The sequence below is a fragment of the Rosettibacter firmus genome (assembly GCF_036860695.1).
In the GTDB taxonomy this organism is placed as follows: domain Bacteria; phylum Bacteroidota; class Ignavibacteria; order Ignavibacteriales; family Melioribacteraceae; genus Rosettibacter; species Rosettibacter firmus.
Window position 1 is genome coordinate 270,569 of sequence record NZ_JAYKGJ010000004.1, and the last position, 16,918, is coordinate 287,486.

16 protein-coding genes and 1 other RNA gene are annotated in these 16,918 nt (G+C 30.3%); 9 read left to right on the forward strand and 8 right to left on the reverse strand.

The window, feature by feature from the left end; all coding sequences use genetic code 11:
- The first annotated feature begins 171 nt into the window (after window positions 1-171).
- Entirely contained in the window at window positions 172-384 is a 213-nt protein-coding gene (locus tag VJY38_RS12955; protein WP_353681146.1) for a cold-shock protein, read from the forward strand.
- Between the two features lie 133 nt (window positions 385-517).
- On the opposite strand, the gene VJY38_RS12960 is transcribed toward VJY38_RS12955, so the two are convergent.
- From VJY38_RS12960 to VJY38_RS12970, 3 genes are read right to left on the reverse strand one after another with little or no spacing between them, the layout of a single operon-like run.
- Complete coding sequence (locus VJY38_RS12960; RefSeq protein WP_353681147.1) at window positions 518-1,096, reverse strand: FMN-binding protein; 579 nt, start codon at window positions 1,094-1,096, stop codon at window positions 518-520.
- Complete coding sequence (locus VJY38_RS12965; RefSeq protein ID WP_353681148.1) at window positions 1,078-1,749, reverse strand: RluA family pseudouridine synthase; 672 nt, start codon at window positions 1,747-1,749, stop codon at window positions 1,078-1,080. The genes VJY38_RS12960 and VJY38_RS12965 overlap by 19 nt, the downstream gene beginning before the upstream one ends.
- A gap of 10 nt (window positions 1,750-1,759) precedes the next feature.
- On the reverse strand, window positions 1,760-2,389 hold the full coding sequence (locus tag VJY38_RS12970) for a hypothetical protein (protein ID WP_353681149.1): 630 nt from the start codon (window positions 2,387-2,389) through the stop codon (window positions 1,760-1,762).
- Between the two features lie 111 nt (window positions 2,390-2,500).
- On the opposite strand from VJY38_RS12970, the gene alr reads away from it, so the two are divergent.
- Entirely contained in the window at window positions 2,501-3,652 is a 1,152-nt protein-coding gene (gene alr / locus VJY38_RS12975; protein ID WP_353681150.1) for an alanine racemase, read from the forward strand.
- Window positions 3,653-3,665: 13 nt separating this feature from the next.
- Here alr and VJY38_RS12980 read toward each other — a convergent pair whose 3' ends face one another.
- Complete coding sequence (locus tag VJY38_RS12980; RefSeq protein WP_353681151.1) at window positions 3,666-4,385, reverse strand: hypothetical protein; 720 nt, start codon at window positions 4,383-4,385, stop codon at window positions 3,666-3,668.
- A gap of 274 nt (window positions 4,386-4,659) precedes the next feature.
- Here VJY38_RS12980 and rnpB point away from each other — a divergent pair.
- From rnpB to ruvA, 5 genes are all read left to right on the forward strand, one after another.
- An RNA gene (rnpB, locus tag VJY38_RS12985) (RNase P RNA component class A) lies at window positions 4,660-5,116 on the forward strand.
- Between the two features lie 21 nt (window positions 5,117-5,137).
- Window positions 5,138-6,859, forward strand: coding sequence for a single-stranded-DNA-specific exonuclease RecJ (recJ, locus tag VJY38_RS12990; protein ID WP_353681152.1), 1,722 nt, complete (start codon window positions 5,138-5,140; stop codon window positions 6,857-6,859).
- A gap of 24 nt (window positions 6,860-6,883) precedes the next feature.
- On the forward strand, window positions 6,884-7,612 hold the full coding sequence (locus tag VJY38_RS12995; RefSeq protein ID WP_353681153.1) for a YebC/PmpR family DNA-binding transcriptional regulator: 729 nt from the start codon (window positions 6,884-6,886) through the stop codon (window positions 7,610-7,612).
- Between the two features lie 41 nt (window positions 7,613-7,653).
- The gene (ruvC, locus tag VJY38_RS13000; RefSeq protein WP_353681154.1) at window positions 7,654-8,199 is read left to right on the forward strand and encodes a crossover junction endodeoxyribonuclease RuvC; all 546 of its coding nucleotides are present in this window, start codon (window positions 7,654-7,656) and stop codon (window positions 8,197-8,199) included.
- A gap of 12 nt (window positions 8,200-8,211) precedes the next feature.
- Window positions 8,212-8,796, forward strand: a complete 585-nt coding sequence (gene ruvA, locus VJY38_RS13005; RefSeq protein WP_353681155.1) for a Holliday junction branch migration protein RuvA — start codon at window positions 8,212-8,214, stop codon at window positions 8,794-8,796.
- 99 nt (window positions 8,797-8,895) lie between these two features.
- On the opposite strand, the gene VJY38_RS13010 is transcribed toward ruvA, so the two are convergent.
- The 4 genes from VJY38_RS13010 to VJY38_RS13025 form a co-directional block, all read right to left on the reverse strand.
- On the reverse strand, window positions 8,896-10,158 hold the full coding sequence (locus tag VJY38_RS13010) for a glutamate-5-semialdehyde dehydrogenase (protein WP_353681156.1): 1,263 nt from the start codon (window positions 10,156-10,158) through the stop codon (window positions 8,896-8,898).
- A gap of 15 nt (window positions 10,159-10,173) precedes the next feature.
- Window positions 10,174-11,310, reverse strand: coding sequence for a glutamate 5-kinase (proB, locus tag VJY38_RS13015; protein WP_434968572.1), 1,137 nt, complete (start codon window positions 11,308-11,310; stop codon window positions 10,174-10,176).
- A gap of 157 nt (window positions 11,311-11,467) precedes the next feature.
- Window positions 11,468-12,259: a class I SAM-dependent methyltransferase gene (locus VJY38_RS13020; RefSeq protein ID WP_353681157.1), complete on the reverse strand. Its 792-nt coding sequence runs from the start codon at window positions 12,257-12,259 to the stop codon at window positions 11,468-11,470.
- Between the two features lie 55 nt (window positions 12,260-12,314).
- Window positions 12,315-13,055, reverse strand: a complete 741-nt coding sequence (locus VJY38_RS13025) for a rhomboid family intramembrane serine protease (protein ID WP_353681158.1) — start codon at window positions 13,053-13,055, stop codon at window positions 12,315-12,317.
- Between the two features lie 155 nt (window positions 13,056-13,210).
- On the opposite strand from VJY38_RS13025, the gene VJY38_RS13030 reads away from it, so the two are divergent.
- Window positions 13,211-15,247 carry a thioredoxin domain-containing protein gene (locus tag VJY38_RS13030; RefSeq protein ID WP_353681159.1) on the forward strand — a complete coding sequence of 679 codons (2,037 nt, stop codon included), beginning with the start codon at window positions 13,211-13,213 and terminating at the stop codon, window positions 15,245-15,247.
- 282 nt (window positions 15,248-15,529) lie between these two features.
- The gene (locus VJY38_RS13035; protein WP_353681160.1) at window positions 15,530-16,918 is read left to right on the forward strand and encodes an aspartate kinase; all 1,389 of its coding nucleotides are present in this window, start codon (window positions 15,530-15,532) and stop codon (window positions 16,916-16,918) included.

Here is a 16,918-nt window from a genome sequence, read left to right on the forward strand (position 1 = left end):
AAAATTAATGTAACACGAAAAATATTTTTACAAAAAATTAGGATATTCAATTTATTATAACTATGTTTGTTTTAGAAAGGCAGTAGTTTTAGAAGTAGATGTAGAAGTAACCCTTCCAACGATTTTAAAGCCCTGCCAATTTTATCAAATTAAATTAAAGGAGCATCTGTTATGGCAGAGCGCAAATTAGGAACCGTAAAATGGTTTAACAATTCAAAAGGTTATGGATTTATTCAACAGTCAAATGGTGAAGATGTTTTTGTTCACTTCCAGTCAATAACTGGTGATGGATATAAATCTTTATCTGAAAATGATAGGGTTGAATTTACTATTACAAAAGGTCAAAAAGGCTTACAGGCTACCGATGTAAAAGTAATTAAATAAATTTACTAACATCAAGCTCTCGCATTTGCGGGAGCTTTTTTATTCCCATCATTTAATTTCTTATATAAATATTCAGCTTTTCTAAATTCAGCAGTAATTCAATTTTATCAATTCCACCAAAACAGATTTGGTTTTATCTATTTTCTAATTTTGCTTTCATCAATGCAATTGAAAGTGCATATCGAAATCTATATAGAGAATAAGTAGCACCACTTACAGCATCAACTTTCATAATATTTTGTTTTTCGAGCATCTGATTTTCGTATGAAGGATATGCAATTGAAGGTGATGTTCCTGTTACTTTCATTTCTTCATTATATTCAATATCATTTTCTTTACCTTTTCCGCCTTTCTTAATTTCATCGTAATCTATTTTAATAATCTTTTCGTTCTTAATTTCGATTTTTACAACGTGTTTATAATCATAAGCATCGTAAGGAGATTCTCCAGTATAAATACCATCTTTGCATCCACTTGCATCCACTGGAATATTATTCGCTTTAATCCATTGTTCAAATAATAAATTAAGTTCTTCTGGCGAACGAGTTTCTATTAGAAAATGCATATTCTTTACACTGGCTTTAAAAAATCGATCTGAGAGATTATAATTCTTTATTTCTTCAAGGGAATCTTTTTCAACAGTTGAGCATTTTAAAAACAAAAAGACAAATAAAATAATTTTAATCTGTGTTTTTAAAAATCGTTTAAGCATATATTCCCCATTTTAATTTCGTTTAAAACATTTGTGAAAGATTCAGGTAATTCAGATACGATTTTTAATTTATTTCTTTCATCTACAAAAAATTCAATTTCACTTGCGTGAAGCATTAGTCGAGAAAAATTTTTCTGAATTGAATTGTTACCATAATGCAAATCGCCTGCAATAGGATGTCCAATGCTATAAAGATGAACTCGTAATTGATGTCGTCTTCCTGTTTCTGGATGTAACTCTAATAGTGTAAATGAATTAAGTCTTTCTATTACTTTAAAATTCGTAATGCTTTGTTTTCCTTTAATTTTATCTACACCCATTCTTCCAGATCCAAATTGTCGAATTGGTTTATTAATTACACCATAGTTCTCTTCAATTATTCCAATTACAACTGCAACATAAGTTTTACGTACTTTATAATTCATAAATTGTTCATTTAAATATTTATGTGCGTTTAAATTTTTTGCAAATAACATCACTCCACTTACATCTTTATCGAGTCTGTGAACAACAAATAATTTTTGACCGATTAACTTTTGCAAAATCGAATGGATGTTCCGTTTAGCTGGATCACTTTCTGCAATTGAAGAAATCCCTTCTGGTTTATCAATTGCAATTATATTATTATCTTCATATAAAATTTTTAAATCCATCTTTCTTCTTTCAGTTGAATTCTAATAAATAAACATCGCTGGATTCATAAGTTGTTTTTATAAAACCCATCTTTCTTAAGTACTTCTGATGTGTTTTATTGCCAGATGTTGTAATAATTTTTTTAATATTATTTTCTTTAAAGAATTTTTGATAAACATATTTACCAATCTTAAAATCTCTATAACCAGGAATAACATAATCAAGATTGACAAATAATGTATCTTTATCAATACTTTTAGTACAGACCAATCCTGCTGGTACAGAATTTCTAAGAACAAAAATTACTTTATCATTTTCTTTTATTTCGAATGAAAAATCGGGTACAAACTTTTTAATCTCTTTTTCGTGAAATGAAAGGAAATATTTTAAATACTCTGAGTTCGGTTCAACTTCGAGAATATCAAAATATTCTCTGGTAGAAAAAATTTCGATGAGATAATAAATATTAACAACAGCAATAAAACCATTCACCAGAGCAACAGGATAAGCTGATATAATGATTCCATAAACAGTAAAAATAAGTGAGCCAATTAAATTAATTATTCTCAGCTTAACAATTGCACTCATCATTAAGGAAATTGCTACAAGCACAGAAGCCAGGTAGCCAATTATCTCAACATAATTTGTATTATCAAACATAATTTTCCCATTAATATTATTAATAGAAGTTTTCGATACTAAATTTACAAAATTGATTAACGAGTTCTCCAATAAAATCTTATTTTAGCAAAGTAAAAAACAATTATGAAGATGAATAATTATAATAATTATCCAGTAATCAGTATAGATGAAATAATAAGACCAACACATTTAGTCATCGATTTAAATGTCCTTCGAGAAAATTTCAAAAGAATTAAAGAGCATGTATATCCAGCTAAAGTAATGCCTATTCTCAAAGCCAATGCATATGGGCATGGACTTGTTCGCATTGCTCAATTAATGCAGGAATTAAAAGCAGATTATATTGGTGTTGCTGTTTTAGAAGAAGGAATTTTACTGAGAGAAAATGGGATTACATTACCAATACTTGTACTTGGTGGTATCTGGGGAAATCAAATTCCAATTTTTTTAAAACACAATTTAACCATTACAGCTTCTTCAATCGAAAAATTAAATCAAGTAGATGAAATTGCAAATCAAATGAATGTAAAAGCTAAGGTTCATTTAAAAATTGATACTGGAATGGAAAGGATAGGCGTTCATTATTACAATGCAAAAAAATTTTTAGATGCAGCTGTTAATATGAAAAACATAATTGTTGAAGGAATTTATTCTCATTTTGCTAATTCTGAAAAAGCAGATTTAAGTTATACAAGATTGCAGTTAGAAAGATTTCAGGAAGTAATAAATTATGCAGAAAAAATATTTGTTGAAAAACCACTTTATCATATTTCAAATTCTGGAGCTATACTTCAAATGCCAGAAGCAAATTTTGATATGGTGCGTCCTGGAATAATGTTATATGGAGTTTATCCATCTTCTGAAACAAAAAAAACAGTTGAAGTTAAACCAGCACTCACATGGAAATCAATTGTAATTTATTTTAAAGTAATAAAACCAAATCATCCAGTTGGTTATGGTTCAACCTGGCAAACTGATCATAATGTACGAGCAGTTACTGTACCTGTAGGTTATGGTGATGGTTACATGAGAAGTATGAGTCATAAAGCAGAAGTAATAATTAGAGGGAAAAGATATCCCGTAGTTGGTACAATTTCAATGGATCAAATTGTTGTAAATATTGAAAACGATAGTGCTTATAATGGTGATGAAGTAATTTTAATTGGTTCTAATGGTAATAGCAAAATTACAGTAGAAGAACTTGCCGAGTGGGCAGGAACAATCCCTTATGAAATCCTGACGAATATTAATACAAGAGTTCCGAGAGTTTATGTAGAATAAATTAACATTGAATTTAAGCAGCCAGAAATCTCATCAATTTTCTTTTTGCCACAGGCAAAACTGTTTCGTTGAATGGGAAATCGATATCTGTTTCGAGATTATAAGTTGCTGGATTGGGAAGTTCAGGATACTTTTTAATTAAATCAAGTTTAATTGTCTCTGGTGGAATTATTGCTGGAGGTTCATGTATTGATTCCAATAATTGAGTTTTCAGTGATTTAAATGGAACATTTGATGTAACAATATTCGATAATAAAAATTTATAAATGAAAGTTGTTTTATCTGCATGAGATGGAATAAAGAAATAACCTTCATCTTTATAAAGTGGAACAATTCCTATTTCTTTTATATTCATATTTGATTCAACAAAATCATAAATAGCTGCACCTTCTTCAACCACTTCTTTAATTTTAGGAAGAGCCCATTCAATAAAATCAAATATTTTTGATAACTTATCTTCGCTTATATTTTCTGAAGTATATTCATAAATCAAAGATTGATTTTCTAAGTCAACTCCAACAATTTTTTTTGATAACATATTTTTAAGATTATTTCTTTGTTCAAGAAGATCTCTAAGTTCATTACTTAATTCTACAAGTTCACCGAATACTGGATACAATTTATTTTTATGAAGTTGTTCTTTATAATTTTTTAGAGCTGCAAGCAATTTATATTCAGATAATTCTGAATCTTCTGCTGCAGATATAAAAATATCGAGTGTTAATTTTTTCATTTTAAGTACTCTGTAATATATTTTTTGTTAACTCAAGTTTGATTTATAATCGAAATATTATTAAAAAAGTTAATTTCTTCACAAGTGGAAAAATTTTTCCATAATTAATATTAAAGTTTATAGACTATACTTTTCAATAATTTTTGAAACAAAAACAATTCTGCGGGATAATAAAGCCACACAAAATTTTAAGATGCAGACTCATCTATAATTTATTATATTTGTTGCAGTTGAAAAAAATGTATAATAAAATGGAAGTAGAAGAACAGTTGATGAATCATGTTGGGCAGTTGCTCTCCGGTAATAAAATACCGGGGGGAGGAAAGTCCGAACACCGCAGAACAAGGTGCCGGGTAACGCCCGGGGGCTTGAAGACGAAAGTCTCAAGCTACGGAAAGTGCCACAGAAAAGATACCGCCTGGCCTTAGGTTTAGCTTCAGGCTTACCTAAGCCGGGTAAGGGTGAAAAGGCGAGGTAAGAGCTCACCGCTCCGGTAGTAATACCGGAGGTCTCGTGATGAACGAGATCCTGCAGAAATGCAGGACACGGCAAACCCCACCTGGTGCAAGGTCAAGCAGAAGGACTCCTGGCTATTTGCCAGGAAAAGGTTGTTCGCCTTTCAGTGCCTTCGGGTAGACCGCTAGACCACGATAGTAATATCGTGGCTAGATAAATAACTGCCGCTCGCCTATGGCGAGTTACAGAATTCGGCTTATAGACATGGTTCATCACTGTTCTTCTTATTAATCCTTATGCAAAATAAAAGATGGAAACTCAAAGATTCTCCAGACGATAAATTAATTCTTGCTCTCGCAGATTCATTAAACATTTCTAATTCACTTGCACTTCTTCTGGTGCAAAGAGGTGTTACAAATTATCACGAAGCTAAATTATATTTTCGACCATCCCTTGATTATCTCTACGATCCATTTCTTATGGATGGAATGCAACAGGCTTCAAATAGAATCATTAAAGCAATAACTGATAATCAAAAAATCTGTGTTTATGGAGATTATGATGTCGATGGCACCTGCTCTGCTTCTTTAATGTATCTTTTCCTTAAAGAACTCGGAGCCGATGTTCAAACTTATATACCTAATCGACTATTGGAAGGTTATGGAATTTCTATTCAGAGTATTGATTATTTAAAACAACAGGGAATTAATTTAATTATTAGTGTCGATTGCGGTATTACAGCTGTTGAAGAAATTGAATATGCTAAATCTCTTAACATAGATACTATTGTTTGCGATCACCATCAACCAAAAGATAAATTACCCAATGCCTATGCAATTTTAGATCCATTAAAACCTGGTGATAATTATCCATTCAAATATCTATCTGGTGCTGGTGTGGCTTTTAAACTTGCTACTGCAATCGGAGATAAAATTGGTAAAAGGAATATGGCTCTGAAATATCTCGATCTTGTTGCCTTAGCAGGTGCAGCAGATATTGTCCCATTAATTGATGAAAATAGAATTCTTGTTAAAGAAGGTTTACAAATAATAAATACAAATCCCCGTCCAGGTATTGCTGCTCTTATAAAATGCTCGAGAATCGAACCGGGAAATTTATCAGCTGGACAAATAGTATTTACAATTGCACCAAGAATTAATGCAGTTGGAAGATTAGGAGATGCAAATAGAGCCGTCGAACTATTTACAACTGACGATCCTCAAAAAGCAATGGAACTTGCTCAGATCCTGGAAGATGAAAATGTAAAAAGAAGATCAATTGACGAAGCAACTTTTTCTCATGCTGTTAATTTAGTTGAATCTACTGTCGATCTTGAAAATGATTTTGGTATCGTATTGCACGATGATAACTGGCATCCAGGTGTTATTGGTATTGTAGCTTCTCGACTTGTTGAAAAGTTTAATAGACCTACAATTATGCTCACAACAATTGATGGAATTGCAAAAGGTTCTGCACGTAGCATCCCTGGCTTTAATATTTATGATGCTCTTCAAAACTGTGAGGATTTATTATTGCAATTCGGTGGACACGAAGCAGCTGCCGGACTTGCAGTAGAAATTGATAAACTTAATTTATTCAAACAAAGATTTAATGAGGTTTTAAGACAGTGTATTAAAAAGGAAGATATTTTTCCAGAAATACTTATTGATGCAAAAATTGCTTTTTCAGAAATTACACCTAAGTTTATCCGGATTCTTGAACAATTTGCACCTTTCGGTCCAGGTAATATGAGACCAATATTTTTAAGTGAAAAAGTTGCACTTACTAATTTCCCTAAGATAGTTGGAAACAATCATCTTGTTGCTACTTTCAAACAAAATGGAAATGATAAAGTTTTTGACGCAATTGGTTTTAATCTTGGCTTTTATGCAGATCATATTGATAAAAATAAAGATTTAGTTGATATTGTATATACAATTGAAACTATTAATAAAGATGGAAAAGTTTTTCCTCAACTTAGAATTAAAGATATTAGATTAAACAATAATGGAAATTAAAATAAAATTAAAGGAGATATTTATATGTCAGGACATTCAAAATGGGCTACGATTAAAAGAAAAAAAGCAGCACTCGATGCAAAGAAAGGAAAACTTTTTACAAAGTTAATTAAAGAAATAACAATAGCTGCTCGTCACGGTGGTGGTGATCCAGAAGGAAATCCTCGTCTTAGATTAGCAATCGATAATGCTAAAGCAGCTAATATGCCCGCTGAAAATATAGAGCGAGCAATCAAAAAAGCTACTGGTGAATTAGAAGGTGCTACTTATCACGAAGTTATTTATGAAGGTTATGGACCAGGTGGTGTAGCACTTATGGTCGAAGCCGCTACAGATAACAAAAATAGAACTGTAGCAGAAATTCGTCATATCTTTTCTCGAAATGGTGGAAGTCTCGGCGAAACAAATTCTGTAGCCTGGATGTTCGAACGAAAAGGAATTATTACAGTAAAAAGAGAAGGGAAATCAGAAGATGAAATGCTTGAAATTATACTCGATGCCGGTGCAGATGATTTACAAACAGAAGAAGATTTCTTTGAAGTAACTACATCTCTTGAGTCTTTTGAAAAAGTTAGAAAAACTCTAGCTGAGAAAAAACTCAATATCGAAAATGCATCGCTGCAATGGGTTGCAAAAAATCTTGTATCTGTAAATGGTGAAGACGCAGAAAAGTTAATGAAACTAATTGAATCACTGGAAGATTGTGATGATGTCCAGAATGTATTTTCTAATGCTGATTTCGTTGATGCATAAATATTGATTTATATAAATTCTATTAACAAAAAAAATTTATAATGAGAATATTAGGGGTTGACCCGGGCACAATTATTACAGGTTATGGTATTATCGACTTCGATAAAAACGAAATTAATTATATTGCTTCGGGTATTATTCAAATACCGGCAACAAATGAATTTGGTCCTCGTTTAAAAATAATTTATGATGAGCTTTATAAAATTATAAAAAAATATAAACCCAGTGAATTTGCTTTAGAAACAGCATTTTATGGAAAAAATGTTCAGTCTGCTCTAAAGATTGGATATGCACGTGGTGTATCATTATTAGTAGCGGTTCACAATAATCTTCAAATAAAAGAATATTCACCGAGAGAAATAAAAAAATCAATAGTTGGAAAAGGCTCATCATCAAAAGAGCAAGTTCAATATATGATTAAAAAGTTGTGCTCAATAAAAAAATCAAAAATGAAATTCGATGAAAGTGATGCTATTGCTGTTGCTATCTGTCACGCATTTAAGATAAAATCAAATTCAAATTCTAAAAGAAGCAAAAACTGGAAAGAATTTGTTGAATCAAATCCAGATAAAATTCTTGAATATTAATTTATAATTTATATGATTGGCTACATAAGCGGAAAAATTATTTCAAAAAAACCAACAAAAATTATTTTAGATGTAAATGGAGTTGGATATTTAGTTAACATCTCTGTTAATACATTTGAAAAAATTGCAGATAAAGAAACAGTTTCACTCTTTACATATCTTAGTGTAAAAGAAGACTCACTCGATTTGTATGGCTTCTATACTTCTGCAGAAAAAGAAATGTTTGAATTATTAATAGGAGTAAGTGGAATTGGTCCAAAGACTGCTCAGAGTATTTTATCTGGACTTCAACTTGAAGATTTGAAAGAAGCAATAAAATCAGGAAATATCAATCGATTAACTTCTGCACCCGGAATTGGCAGAAAAACTGCTGAAAGAATGATTCTTGAATTAAGAGAAAAAGTTGATGGTGTTTCAGAATCAATTGATGGAACAGTTGTCAGTACTTCTATAAAAAATGATGCTATTGCTGCACTTGTTAATCTTGGATATGGTCAGAAAATAGCTGATCGTGCTGTTCGTTCTGTAATAGATAAAAATCCGAATATTTCAATCGAAGACTTAATACGCGAAGCACTATCTTTATTGAATAATTAAAAATTTATAAAACACTTTCGAGCAACTCTTCTAAAAAATTTAATGCTATATAATTTTTTATCTAATGTTCCAAAACTCTTTTTTGAAACTGAATTTATATTAAATATCAACTTTATGGCGTGTTTGACCATTTCCGATTACAATAAATTTTTTAGTTGTTAAAGCTTCCAGTCCCATTGGTCCATATGCGTGAAGTTTTGAAGTAGAAATTCCAATTTCGGCACCCAATCCCATTTCGCCACCATCAGCAAATCTCGATGATGCATTAACCATAACAGAAGATGAGTCTACATCACGCAAAAATCTTTGACTTGTTTGTAAATTATTTGTCACAATTACTTCGGTATGATTAGAACCATATTTTTCAATGTGTGCAACTGCTTCTTCATAACTTTCTACTACTTTTACTGCAATTATTAGAGAAAGATATTCAGCATAATAATCATCTTCGGTTGCAGGAAGAGCAAATGTTAAAATTTTTCTTGTTATATCACATCCACGAATTTCAACATTCTTTTTTCTTAATGCTTCTCCAGCAACAGGTAAAAATTTTTCTGCAATATCTTTATGAACCAGCATTGTTTCAAGTGCATTACAAACTGCTGGTCTTGAAGTTTTGCCATCTATCAATAAACGAATTGCCATATCGAAATCTGCATCTTTATCTACATAGAGATGGCAGACACCTTTATAATGTTTTATTACTGGTATTCTACTATTTTCGGCAACGAATCTAATTAAACCTTCACCACCTCTTGGTATAATTAAATCGATGTAATCATCTAATTTTAAAAGTTCTAACATTGCTTCTCTATCTGTAGTTGGAACAAAAGTAACGATTGATGCATCAACTTTACACTTTTCGATTCCTTTATGAAGAGAATCAACTATAGCAATATTCGAATTAAATGCTTCTGAACCTCCACGAAGTATAACTGCATTCCCACTTTTAACACATAATGCTGCAGCATCAGAAGTAACATTAGGTCGAGCTTCATAAATAATTCCAATTACTCCAAGCGGGATTCTCATTGTTCCAACCTGTATTCCATTTGGACGAATTCTAATATTTGTAATTTCACCAACTGGATCTGGCAGTTGAACAATTTCATATATTGCATTTGCCATCGATTTAATTCTATCTTCTGTCAATAAAAGTCTATCCAGCATTGCATCAGACAATCCCTTCTCTTTTCCTGCTTGAATATCTTTATTATTTGCAGAAAGAATATAATCTTTATTCTGTATTAGTTGTTCTGCCATCGAAGATAGTAATTCATTCTTTTGATTTGTATTCAGCAATGATAATTTATATGCTGCCTGTTTACTTTTCTTTGCTAACTCTATTAAATTAGTTACCATTTTTTTGCTCCTAAATTATTCATTATCGATTAATACTAATTCATCACGATGAATAACTTCTTCTGTTCTTAAATAACCAAGAATATTTTTAATCTGATTACTTTTTTTGCCCTGAATTTTTTTAAGTTCATTTGAATTATACTGAGTTATACCTTTAGCTATCAATCTCAAATCGTTCGCATCTTTTAGATAAACTTCAACTGCTTCATTTTTCTTAAACTCTCCTTCAATGTCAATAATTCCTGATGGCAATAGCGAAGCTCCTTTTTTTTGAATAGCTTTTGCAGCTCCTGAATCGACAATAATTTTACCATTTGCAGGCAATGCATAAAGCATCCACATTTTTTTCGCAGTGATTGGATTTTCATTTTTCTTAAATATTGTTCCAAATAATTTACCATCAAGTAAATAATCAAACACTTCACTTTTAGTAGCATTAATTATGATTGTATCTATGCCAACAACTGTAGCTTTTTTAGCAGCTTCAATTTTTGTCTTCATTCCCCCAGTTGATATCGAGTTTTTAGAATCTCCAGCAATTGAATAAATTGAAGAATCAATTTTTTCCACAACTGGAATCAACTTAGCATTTTTATTTTTCTTGGGATCTGAATCATAAAGTCCATCTATATCTGTGCAAATAATTAGAAGATCGGCTTCTGCAAGCATAGCAACATAAGCTGCTAAATTATCATTATCTCCGACCTTCAATTCTTCTGTTGCTACAGTGTCGTTCTCATTAACAATTGGGAGAGTTCCGAGTTCTAATAATTTTTTCAAAGTATTTTTTGCATTAACAAATCTTTTTCTATTATGAATATCATCATAAGTCAAAAGAATTTGAGAACAGGGAAAATCAAAAAATCGACTCCAGCTTGCCATTAGCATTGTTTGTCCAATAGCAGCAAGAGCCTGTTTTTCTGGAATTGAGCGATTATTTTTTTTGAGTAATTGTGGTTGTGTTGATAAACCAGCTGCAACAGCTCCAGAAGATACAAGAATTATTTCTTTACCTCGATTTATACATTCTGTTATAAATGCAGCAATTGGTAGAGTATATTTTGAACTACATTTTATTCCTCCTGGAGCAATTATACCACTACCTACTTTAATTACTGCTCGTTTCCAATCCGAAAGTGTTATAAATTCCATCTTACAAAAACCATTTTTAAAGTAATGAAAATTATTTCTTCTAATTTATTACTCAATTATTTTATTAATATAAAAATTCATACTCAATAAATTATTTATTCTTGCTAATTACAAAGCAACATAAAATAAATTTATCTCTTTTTGAAATTAATTAGATTCACTTAATTGCTTCTACTTCAAGTCTCATCATCTTTAAATGAATTAATCCATTATTATCGATTGGAAATTTTTTTATATAACTTTTTACCACCTCATCTATAAACATTTCTCTTTTACTTTCTGGTATTTGTTGAGTATAAGGAAGCCAGGTTGTTTTTATCCATAATTTAAATTTTTCTTCTCCTTTATGTATCATATCTTTTGGTAATAACTCTATCCTTTTAGGTAATAATCCAGCTTTATTTAAAAATTTTTCGTAATCATTAATATCAAAAAATCCATATGGGAATGTAAAATTCTCGAAATATGATTTCCACTTTTCTTCTTTAATTATTTCATCGAGCACATTAATTAAATCCTGAGCATTCCCTTTACCTCCCATTTGGAGCAATATACGACCGGAGTTTTTCAAAATATTTTTAAAACCCTGTAGCACAGGCAGATGATCTTTTATCCAGTGTAAAGTAGCATTCGAAAAAATAATATCAAATTCATATTCAAAACTTAGATTTCTTGCATCGGCACATATAAAAATAAGATTAGGAAATTTTTCTTCTGGAAAATTTTCTTTGGCAAATTTTATCATACTTAGAGAATTGTCAACACCAACAATAAAACCTTCTGGCAATAGTTTAGAAATTTCTGCTGTTACTTTTCCATCTCCGCATCCAACATCAAGAATTTTTTCGTTTCCTTTAATAGATAATTTTGCAATTAATTCTTTTGCCCATTTGAATTGTTCAGATGAACTTATATGATATTCTTCTGGATTCCAATTATATTTTGACATAAGACTTCATAGATTTTTTATTATTAAATCAGAATAATCAAGCAAAATTATTTAACTAAAAATTTCTATAAGATAGCCACCATTCATCACGATACATTGGTTTTCTACTTTTCTTCTTAAAAATATGAACTGTAACAGCACCAAACACAAATCCACCAATATGAGCCCACCATGCAACACCACCTGTTGCACTGCTTTCAACCGAAAGAGCAAGTGTACCCTGAAACAATTGCATAACAAACCATAGCCCAAGTACAAACAATGCAGGCAATTGTATTATATCAAAAAATATGAAAATTGGTAACAACACTACTACTTTTGCATCAGGATACAAGAACATATAAGCACCAAGAACTCCAGCAATTGCACCACTTGCACCTATTGTTGGAATTGACGACTCAGGATTCATAATTATATGTGAAAAACTTGCAGCCAATCCGCAGAGTATATAAAAAATTAAATAACGAAAATGTCCCATTCTATCTTCAACATTATCTCCAAAGATCCAGAGATAAAGCATATTCCCGAATAAATGAACCCAGCCACCATGCAAAAACATTGAAGTAAACAATGGAAATATTCTGCTGAAATCAGAAAAATAAATAATTTCACCTGTCTCCAGTTGCATTCCCTGATAAAAATATCTTACCGGAATAACTCCATATTGTTCAATAAAAAGTTGTAAATCGCTACCAAGCATCAATTCAAATAAAAACATTACCACATTGGTTATAATTAATGTTATATTTATTATTGGAAATGTTTTTGAAGGAATATCATCTTTAAGTGGTATCAAGTTATACTCCGGCAAATTATAATTTTAGTATTAAGATAAAAAAAGAAATTTAAAAAAGTGATTATTATATATAATTTATTCGAAATAACATTATCGAGCAATGCTTCAAAAAATGAACTAATTTTATTTATAAAAAGTTATCATTAGAAAAACTTATGAACAAATTAGCAAAAGAAAGTTCTCCCTATCTTCTTCAACATGCAAACAATCCTGTAGATTGGTATCCATGGTGTGACGAAGCTTTTGAGAAAGCAAAAAAAGAAAACAAACCAATTTTTTTATCAATCGGTTATTCTACATGTCACTGGTGTCATGTAATGGCACACGAATCTTTTGAAGATGAAACTGTAGCTGAGATTCTAAATAAAAATTTTATTTGCATTAAAGTTGATCGAGAAGAAAGACCCGATATTGATAACATTTATATGCTTGCATGTCAGATAATAACAGGCAGAGGCGGCTGGCCTCTTTCAATTTTTATGACTGCCGATAAAAAACCATTTTTTGCCGGTACTTATTTCCCAAAATTTTCATATGCTGGTAGAATTGGTTTTGTCGATTTATTAAACAATGTCATAAAATTCTGGGAATCAAAAAAAGATGAATTGCTTAGAAGTTCAGATGAAATTACAAGATATTTAAACTTAGAAATTGCAACCGATTCAAATGAAAGTCTACAGGAAGAAATTTTTAATAAAACATTCACTTCACTTAAAAACAATTTTGATGAAGAATATGGTGGCTTTGGAACATCTCCTAAATTTCCATCACCGCATAATTTAATTTTTCTTATGAATTATTATCTCCATTATAAAAATAATGAAGCATTAAAAATGGTTATTAAAACATTAGAAGAAATGAGAAAAGGTGGAATTTATGATCAGATTGGTTTTGGTTTTCATAGATATTCTACAGATGAAAAATGGTTGGTTCCACATTTTGAAAAAATGCTTTATGATCAGGCAATGATGATTGATGCTTATACACTTGCTTATAAAATAACTCAGGATAATTTTTACAAAGAAGTAGTTTATGAAATTTATTCATACTTAAATATAGAAATGCTTTCTCCCGAAGGAGCTTACTATTCAGCAATTGATGCAGATAGTGATGGCGAAGAAGGAAAATTTTATTTATGGAAATCAAAAGAGCTTGAAGAAATAATTCCAGACAAATATGAAACAATCAGGAAAATTTTCAATGTGTCTGATGAGGGTAATTTTCTGAATGAAGCCACAAAAAAACTTACAGGAAAAAATATTCTGTACTTAAAAAATAGATTGCTTGATGTACTCAAAGAAGAATCATTAACTTATGAAGAATATGAGCAAATAAGAAAAAAACTTCTCAATTTCAGAAGTAAAAGAATACCACCACTTAAAGATGATAAAATATTAACCGACTGGAATAGTTTATTAATATCTTCGTTTGTAAAAGCTTACATAGTTTTTGAAGATGATATGTTTTTGAAATCTGCCATTAATTGCTATGATTTTATAATGGAAAATTTATTTATAGACAATAAACTTTTTCATGTATGGAAAGACAATCGTTCTTACACAAATGGTTTTGTTGATGATTACGCTTTTTTAATTAATGCTTCTTTAGAACTTTACAAAGCAACACTTGACGAAAATTATCTGCTTAATTCAATCAATTTTGATAATGTTTTATACAATGAATTCTGGGATAACGAAAAAGGCGGATACTTTTTTACTTCAAAAAATGACGATAATATTGTTAGAACAAAAATCCTTTTCGATGGAGCAATTCCATCAGGAAATTCAGTTCAATTACTAAATCTCATAAAACTATATCATTACACTGGAAATCCATTTTATTCAGAATTAATTAACAAACAATTAAAAGCTTTTTCAAAGCAGGTTAACAGTGCAACTCTTGGTTATACATATTTCTTGAATTCTTTTTTAATATTAAATGAAGAAACTGGAGAATTACTTATTATTTCTAAAAATGAAATAGAAAAAAATATTATCTCACAACTATCCCGACAAGAAAAACTATTTTCCATTTTAATTACAAATGAGAACAAAGAAAAAATTTATGAAATTGCTCAGTGGACTAAAAATTATAAATTACTTAACGACAAAGTAACTTATTATTTGTGTAAAAATTATACATGCAAACAACCAGCTAACGATTTTAATGAGATATTAAAAGACTTATTCTAATTAAGTGGATAATTATTCATAAAATTTAATAATTATAAAAAAATTACTCTGGCTATTGAATCTATCATTTTTGATTACTATAATGAAAACAAAAAATTTTAGTATTTAACAAATTGGCTCAAGAAATTAATAAATACTGCATATTTACCACAGATAGCTATAAAGTTCTAAAAAATTTAGAACTCCTTGTCACTACATACACGCACACCTCAACGACGCGTTAATAAAACACTCATTCCCTGTATAATTATAAAATCAAAAACAAAGAGGAATTAAGCACAAATGAAAATACTAAAATTTGGTGGTTCAAGTGTAGGTAACGCAGAAAGAATTAACAGTGTTATTGAAATACTGCAAAAATATTATATATCAAAAAAAATTAAGTTTTCTGTTGTCTTTTCTGCTTTTCAGGGAGTAACAGATAAATTAATCGAAATTGGCAATTATGCTTTCAAGCACAATCCCCAGTATGCTAACGAATTAAAATCACTCATTGAACATCATTATAAAATAGCAACTCAATTAAATCAAAACAAAGACATTAAAACTCTTACAAAAAAATTAGAAAAACTTTTTAATGAATTAAAAGAAGTTGTAGATGGTGTTTATCTTGTAAAAGAACTTACACCAAGAACACTTGATTACATTGTAAGTTTTGGTGAAAAACTTTCCTGCACAATAATTGGCGAAACTATGCTTAATCGAGGAATTGATTGTGAAATTTTATTTGCAGATAAATTAATTAAAACAGATAATAACTTTGGTTCTGCCCGTGTCGACTTTAAAACTACAAACAAAAAAATTGTAGATTATTTTAATAAGCATAAAAAACTTCAGATCATTACTGGATTTATTTCATCAACTTCAAAGAATGAAATTACAACACTTGGACGTGGAGGTTCTGATTATACTGCATCTATCTTTGGAGCAGCATTAAATGCAGACCTAATTGAAATATGGACAGATGTTGATGGAATTTTAACTGCAGACCCAAGAAAAGTAAAAAATGCATTCCCACTTGAATCGGTTACATACGAAGAGGCAATGGAATTATCACACTTTGGAGCTAAAGTAATCTATCCACCAACAATGTTGCCAGCTTTACAAAAGAAAATTAAAATAGTCATTAAAAACACATTCAATCCCGAATTTCCTGGCACAATCATACTCGAAAAAGAAAAAACATCTAAATTTACAGTTAAAGGAATTTCTTCTATTGATGATATTGCATTGATTCAAGTGCAGGGGGGAGGAATGATTGGAGTAAGTGGAATTGCAGCTCGATTATTTGGTGCACTTGCTCGTCATAACATAAATATTATCTTGATTTCTCAGGCATCCTCTGAACATAGTATCTGTCTTGCAGTTTTACCCAAATATGCTGAAGAATCCAAAAAAATTATTGAAGAAGAATTTCGACTCGAAATTATGGATGGAAAAATTGGAAAAGTTGAAGTAGAGAAAAATCTTTCTATAATTGCAGTTGTTGGAGAAAATATGCGTCGCACACCTGGAATTGCAGGAAAAGTATTCAGTTCACTTGGAAAAAATAAAATCAATATAATTGCAATTGCACAGGGTTCTTCTGAATTAAATATTTCGCTGGTAATTAACAAAAGCGATTTAATAAATGCATTAAATATTTTGCATAAATCTTTATTGAAAAAATGA

Coding starts and splice junctions, on each gene's coding strand:
- recJ (WP_353681152.1), top strand. CDS start 5,138: ATGCAAAATAAAAGATGGAAACTCAAAGATTCTCCAGACGATAAATTA.
- VJY38_RS13035 (WP_353681160.1), top strand. CDS start 15,530: ATGAAAATACTAAAATTTGGTGGTTCAAGTGTAGGTAACGCAGAAAGA.
- VJY38_RS12955 (WP_353681146.1), top strand. CDS start 172: ATGGCAGAGCGCAAATTAGGAACCGTAAAATGGTTTAACAATTCAAAA.
- ruvA (WP_353681155.1), top strand. CDS start 8,212: ATGATTGGCTACATAAGCGGAAAAATTATTTCAAAAAAACCAACAAAA.
- VJY38_RS13030 (WP_353681159.1), top strand. CDS start 13,211: ATGAACAAATTAGCAAAAGAAAGTTCTCCCTATCTTCTTCAACATGCA.
- alr (WP_353681150.1), top strand. CDS start 2,501: ATGAATAATTATAATAATTATCCAGTAATCAGTATAGATGAAATAATA.
- VJY38_RS13010 (WP_353681156.1), bottom strand. CDS start 10,158: ATGGTAACTAATTTAATAGAGTTAGCAAAGAAAAGTAAACAGGCAGCA.
- VJY38_RS12970 (WP_353681149.1), bottom strand. CDS start 2,389: ATGTTTGATAATACAAATTATGTTGAGATAATTGGCTACCTGGCTTCT.
- VJY38_RS13020 (WP_353681157.1), bottom strand. CDS start 12,259: ATGTCAAAATATAATTGGAATCCAGAAGAATATCATATAAGTTCATCT.
- proB (WP_434968572.1), bottom strand. CDS start 11,310: ATGGAATTTATAACACTTTCGGATTGGAAACGAGCAGTAATTAAAGTA.
- VJY38_RS12995 (WP_353681153.1), top strand. CDS start 6,884: ATGTCAGGACATTCAAAATGGGCTACGATTAAAAGAAAAAAAGCAGCA.
- VJY38_RS12960 (WP_353681147.1), bottom strand. CDS start 1,096: ATGCTTAAACGATTTTTAAAAACACAGATTAAAATTATTTTATTTGTC.
- ruvC (WP_353681154.1), top strand. CDS start 7,654: ATGAGAATATTAGGGGTTGACCCGGGCACAATTATTACAGGTTATGGT.
- VJY38_RS12980 (WP_353681151.1), bottom strand. CDS start 4,385: ATGAAAAAATTAACACTCGATATTTTTATATCTGCAGCAGAAGATTCA.
- VJY38_RS12965 (WP_353681148.1), bottom strand. CDS start 1,749: ATGGATTTAAAAATTTTATATGAAGATAATAATATAATTGCAATTGAT.